The sequence below is a fragment of the Flavobacterium cyanobacteriorum genome (assembly GCF_002251835.1).
GTDB classification, from domain to species: domain Bacteria; phylum Bacteroidota; class Bacteroidia; order Flavobacteriales; family Flavobacteriaceae; genus Flavobacterium; species Flavobacterium cyanobacteriorum.
This window is the reverse complement of the sequence record NZ_NOXV01000116.1, coordinates 1-3,952: the sequence shown is the minus strand read 5'-3', so window position 1 is coordinate 3,952 and position 3,952 is coordinate 1. Positions and strand designations below refer to the sequence as shown.

2 protein-coding genes are annotated in these 3,952 nt (G+C 33.9%); both read right to left on the bottom strand.

Annotated elements, in window-relative coordinates; genetic code table 11:
• Positions 1–194 precede the first annotated feature (194 nt).
• The gene (locus CHU92_RS01450; RefSeq protein ID WP_094411874.1) at positions 195–1,514 is read right to left on the bottom strand and encodes an McrC family protein; all 1,320 of its coding nucleotides are present in this window, start codon (positions 1,512–1,514) and stop codon (positions 195–197) included.
• Complete coding sequence (locus CHU92_RS01445) at positions 1,514–3,859, bottom strand: McrB family protein (RefSeq protein WP_207759787.1); 2,346 nt, start codon at positions 3,857–3,859, stop codon at positions 1,514–1,516. The genes CHU92_RS01450 and CHU92_RS01445 overlap by 1 nt, the downstream gene beginning before the upstream one ends.
• Between the last annotated feature and the right edge of the window lie 93 nt (positions 3,860–3,952).

The window sequence follows — 3,952 nt, the reverse complement described above, 5'->3', positions numbered from 1 at the left end:
CGCCTGGGGCGTTGTGCGGGAAGCCCGTAGGGATTTCCGTATAACGTTAGGCGGCTTGGCGAAGAAGCGGATTTCGGAGCACTAAACTGTCAATATACCAGAAAATTTGATACGTGGTAGAATGTTCAATTAACCACTGAACCCGCTTTTTTGCAAAACCGCTGTTGGGTGCTGGCCTTCCTTGTCCTGTTTGGTCAAAAGTCATTTCGCAGTACATTGTCAAGTTTGATTAATAAATTTGTCTCAACTTCAGAATGGTCAACAGAAGACCAAAATGGAACGTCAATTACTTTGATTTTAATTTCTTCGTTGTCATTTGATTTCTGAATTCTAAAAAGATAATCTTCTGCAAGTTTCTCGGAAGTGTTTGGATACATAAGAATTACTTTGTCTGTTCCTCTTCGATATGCATAACTAATCATTTGATACATATCCGCCTGCGAGACGCCTTTTTTGTTGTCAGATAATTTTAAATCCCATCTAGGCTTATATTTAGTGTCGATAATGATTTTTTCTTTAGTAATTTTATTTGTCAATAATATGTCGTGTTGCAAGTTGAATGTTTTTGGATTTTGATGTAGATAAAGTTCTGATTTTTGAGGTTCAATTTCAAAGTCTTTGCTGAAATGGTCTTTTAAAAAACCTGAAATGAAATCTTCAAAAACGTATTCCATCGGAAATAGTAAACTCCAATTTTTCATTTCATATTCAGCGTGTGAATATATCTGATTTTCAAGAATCATTCTACAACATTGCATCACATCTTCATACTCGTCAAATAATGTTGGTACTCTGATTTGATTCAGTTGATTTATTGTACAGGCTTGGTCTTCAACCTCGTCAAGTATATGAATGATTTCATGGAGTATTCTTTGCGTTTCAGGTATTGTCGTTTGTGTTAATAGCAGTCGAACGCAATGTTTAATAATTCTATTGACTTTATTGTCGTAAACGAAAGGCTCATAATCACAATCAATAAATTGATGTCTGCCATAAGTTAGGCTTGTTGTGTATCTATTAAAATTGATTTTTCCTCTTGGAGTCAATAATGCCTCTTCTACTTCCTCATAAGCAGAATAAGGCTTTGCGCTAACAGTTTCGTTGATTTGTTTCCCGATTAAATAAATAATCAATTCAGGGAATCGGTCGATTTCAAAGTTGTCTAGAAAAGATTGGTTAAATGGAAATTTTATTTTTTTACAATAGCTAAACCAAAAGAACAAATGCCTATGCATTAAATCCTTATTTGGATATTGCATATTTTGAAAAACCTTTGGATATATTTCTAAAGAATCATCATTGCAATTAATGAAGCCAACAAAATTATTTGCTTTAGCTTTTTCGCCATCAAAAGAAATAAAAGGTTGATAATTTGAGTTATTTACATTTTCTGTTTCTTGATTTTCATCAACCCAGAGGTTTTTATAATCTTGCCATAGAAAACGCAAGTAACCCTCAAGACCTTTTCTGTCTTTTACGGTAATCTCTTCGCCATATTCAAATAGAGTAAACATTAACTTATCGGTTGAATAATCCAATCGTATTTCTCAATGTCATATTTGATGCTCCACGAACTATTTTTAAATATTTCTTCGACTACTTCAGTTTTACCTGAAAAATATTCCATCAGAAGCGGAATAATTTTGTTTTTGATTATTTTGAATGTATCGAGACCCGTCATAAAATAGGCATGCCCAATTAGATAATCTGCTGATTTTTTACGAGAATATATTTCCTTGTTTATGTGTTTGAGAAAAACGCCATCACTCTCTTCCAACTTACTGTAATCAGGGAAATAGCCAATAAACTCAAAACGTCTTCTAAGTGCAATGTCGATAAGAGCAATTGATTTATCAGCGGTATTCATAGTACCAACAAGATATAGATTTGGCGGTACGCCAAATTCTTTATCTCCGTTTGGTAATGTAAGTCGTAATTCGTTTTTTGCATCAATTCTTTTGTCTTCTTCCAAAAGAGTGATTAATTCTCCAAAAACCTTAGAAATATTAGCACGATTAATTTCATCAATGATTAATACGAAATTCTTGAGTTTCTCTGTTTGTCCGTTTCCCACTGGCTTTCTTTTTTCTCGGATAAGCTTCGCAAGGGGATTATAATAAACGGAAAGTCCAGATGTAACCTCTTTAATACCTTCAACTACATCTTGAAGTGTTTGAATACTTAAAGTGTGTTGAGTACCGCCTGATGGCTTTGTAAAATGAATAGTTGTGTCACTTACATCGGTGATTTTATATTTAAGACCAGAAACCATTGTGATTTCAATGCTTTCATTTTTTTCTTCAATTGGTTTAATGATTTCACTGAAAACTTGGTCAAAGGACTTGGCCAAGGCTGTTTGTTCTTTTGACGCAAAATAATTCTCTCTTGCTTTTTTTGCTATCTCATAAAAAATTCCTCTGTAAGGTTTGAAGCGTAAATGTTCGAATTCAATATCAGGTCGTATTCCAACCATAAAGTCTTCGTAGGAATAGTTTTGATGAAATGTGACGAATTCTATTTGCCCTTCTTTTTTTAATTTGTCGAAGATTACTTTACTGTCTTCATGATTACTTTTAATTCCAGTAACAATTTCAACTGCTTTGTCAATGCTATTGTAAGTCTTACCTGTTCCTGGAGGGCCAAATAAGATAATATTGTTCGGATGCTTTTGTAATTCCCCTTGCACCTTAATTTTTGTAGCACCTTCGGAAATAAACTCTACTCCAAAATGCGGCTCAAAAATATTTGTGTTTGCTTCTTCTATTTTATCAATCGTAATTTCGGTAAACGTGCTGTTGCCACTTGGATAAATAAACTCTTTGAATGATTTTAAAGGAGAAGGGTCAGGGTTTGTCGCTGATTTAATGTATTCAACTTCTCTATATATCCATCCATTTTCATCAGTTATATCTTCGGGAACATAGCCCCAAGAACCTGCTTTTACTTTTGCAATCGTAAATAACTCATTTCCCCCTATTGTAATGTAAACATAGTCGCCTTCTGTTAAATCATTTTTAAAGGCTTCGGCTTGTCCTTTTCCCGTGTTTTCATGAATTACTATCCATTGATTCTCTTTAAATACATCTCTTATACTTTCATTAGCTTTTGTTTTAAAGGAGCCATGCGATATTTTGTAAAGTCTTTTTTGATTAAGAGGAATAGTCAGTAATTTATCCTTTATCGGCTCATCATCGATTATCAAGTTTTTGTTGTCCGAATACAACTTTATCATCTCTTCAAAATCAAAATTTTCAGGAGACACTTCAATCGGACCTTTTAAATATGATTCGTCTGAATGTCTGTAAAAACCGTACTTAATTGTTCCGTGATGAAAGTCAGCAAAAATTTGTAAGCCTGTCGATTGAGTTGCTTGTTTGTTGTTGAATATTGCAAACCACAGTCTATCGCTTCCTTGTTGTCTTGCTCCTTGAAAGTCAAAGTATATGTGCTTTACTTTTCCATTTAAGTCAAGGCGATTGATTATTTCAGAAATAAAATCATCAATAAATTTCCTTATTGGATTGTGGCCGTAGAAAGTGATGATTGGAAAGAAAATCGAAAAATAGTTTTTGTAGGCACGATATTGATTCTCTTTTCCTGTCTTATGTTTAATAATGAAGCCTTCAAGTGTCGACAAGTCGAGTTTATTACCTTCTTTAAGAAATTTTAAAACGTCTTTTCTTAAGTCAACAATAACACCTGAACGTGAAGCGTAATAATCGGAAGCCTTTTGTAGTTCGTCCTGTGGGACTGAATTTAATTTTGCTACTAAAGCATTATTGTCGGCATAAAGAGTTGCTATTTCTGTCGAAATTTCACAAACCTCTTTAACTCCCTTTTTTATTTCTTGTTCTGTCATAATGTCAATTTATTTATGTCGGTCTCGGGCTTTTAGGCTTGCACCCAACGCCCCAGGCGATTTGCGAAGTGATTTGCATTTTGCAAATCGCTT

Excerpts from the sequence above, each read along its gene's own strand:
- CHU92_RS01450 (WP_094411874.1), bottom strand. The coding sequence starts at position 1,514 with ATGTTTACTCTATTTGAATATGGCGAAGAGATTACCGTAAAAGACAGA.
- CHU92_RS01445 (WP_207759787.1), bottom strand. The coding sequence starts at position 3,859 with ATGACAGAACAAGAAATAAAAAAGGGAGTTAAAGAGGTTTGTGAAATT.